This window comes from Micromonospora echinofusca (genome assembly GCF_017614955.1).
GTDB classification, from domain to species: domain Bacteria; phylum Actinomycetota; class Actinomycetes; order Mycobacteriales; family Micromonosporaceae; genus Micromonospora; species Micromonospora echinofusca_A.
In genome coordinates this window covers 1-1,594 of record NZ_WVUH01000629.1, presented here as the reverse complement: position 1 = coordinate 1,594, position 1,594 = coordinate 1, and the positions used below count along the sequence as shown (strand labels likewise).

The 1,594-nt window shown below is 69.5% G+C and carries 1 protein-coding gene; it reads right to left on the bottom strand.

Annotated features, from left to right (window positions below):
• Window positions 1-8 precede the first annotated feature (8 nt).
• Window positions 9-1,481, bottom strand: a complete 1,473-nt coding sequence (locus tag GSF22_RS33465) for an NF041680 family putative transposase (RefSeq protein WP_208817900.1) — start codon at window positions 1,479-1,481, stop codon at window positions 9-11.
• Window positions 1,482-1,594 lie beyond the last annotated feature (113 nt).

Below are 1,594 nucleotides of genomic sequence, written 5' to 3'. Positions count from 1 at the left end.
CTTGATCTTTAACCTGTGCGGCGTGGCCTCGGGTTATTCGAAGTCTTCGTTGTTTTCGTGCCGCCTTTACGCTTTGTGCTGGTGGCGGCGGTGACGATGTGGACGTCGTGGCGGGCTGCCGGCTGGCGGTTGCGTAGTCCGGGTGGTCGGCCGGGTCCTGGTCGGGAGGGTTTCGGTGCGCGGGCGGGGTTGCCGGCTTTGGTGCGTAGGTGCCGAAAGCCTCGGCGGACGCGGGCAGGCGTGAGTCGTTCGGGCGGTGCGGGGCGTTCCCAGGGCCGACGCAGGTCGCCGACGGCGCCTCGGGCGAGGCGTAGCTGGGTGTAGGCGGCCAGCGCGAGCCAGGTCCAGCGGTCGGCGGCCTGCGGGTCTCGTAGTTTCGGGCTGGTCCAGCCGAGGGTTTGTTTGAGCATGCGGAAGGTGTGCTCGATGTCGAAGCGGCGCAGGAACACCTGCCAGAGCAGATCGGTTTCGGTGGTGGTGGCGGCCGGTTGGGACCACCAGAGCCAGACCGGTTTCGCGTTGGCGCCGGAAGGCAGCCGGTCGACGGTCAGCAGGATCACGGTGCCTTCGATGATCGGCAGCGGGCCGTGCTGGGCGGTCCAGGCGGTGCGGTGCGTCAGCCGGGGGTGCAGTCGGTGCCAGGCCCGTGCGGTCGCGGTGCCGTAGAGGCGGGTGTCGGTGCTCGTGGTGACGTCCGGGTCGCCCCAGCTGCCTGGGTCACCGAAGATGAACTCGCCGCCATGGCGTCGTGGGCGGCCGGTGGTGCCCGGCAGCCGGGGTGGTGCGGTCCGGCGCAGCACCCGGTCGGAACGCATCCGCACCAGAACCTGAACGGGCAGGTCGGCCAGCAGGAACGCCAGTCGGGGCCCGTCGTAGCCGGCGTCCGCGACGATCCACACGTCCGGATCACCGGGCTGCCACTGCCGGGCAGCGATCAGCCGCTGCACCACATCCCGCAACTGGCCGGCGGTGACCGTGGCAGCATCGTCGCCGGGCACCAGCCGGCGGGCGTCCAACGGCGCGGTCCACGAGGTGCGCCCGGCCTCCAGGGCGGTGACGAACGAGTACGGCCAACCCGGAACCCCGATGTGGGTGTCCTTGCCGCGCCCGTAGGTGTGACACAACATTCGTTCCGGGCAGGTGTGCGCCTCCGGCCGCAGCCAGCACGTCACGTCCACCGCCAGGACGATCCGCCCGTCCGCGGCCCGCGGCAGCGGCACCGCCGCCACCGCAGTCCGCAACCGCTCGATGTCGATCCCGCCCCGATTCAACGCCGCATACAGCGAGCCGTGACCGCGCCGGTGCTCACCCACCAACGACAACTCCACCAGGGACCGCACCGGCGCGTCTGCGCACAACAATGCGTCGGCCAGCTCGAACAACGCATCCCGGCGAGCGGTCAGACAGGCGTGGAACTCGCGCCGGAACGCGGCCAGCCGCCCGACCTCATCGGTCGTCCTGGCATCGTGCACACTGATCACCAGACAGCCCTTGGTTTGCGATCTTCTTCCCTAGACAAGAGGAATGATCGATCAAGGGCTGTCCCCATGATCAGCCGGGGTCGATGCCACCACGCCGCAGGTTAAAGATCAAG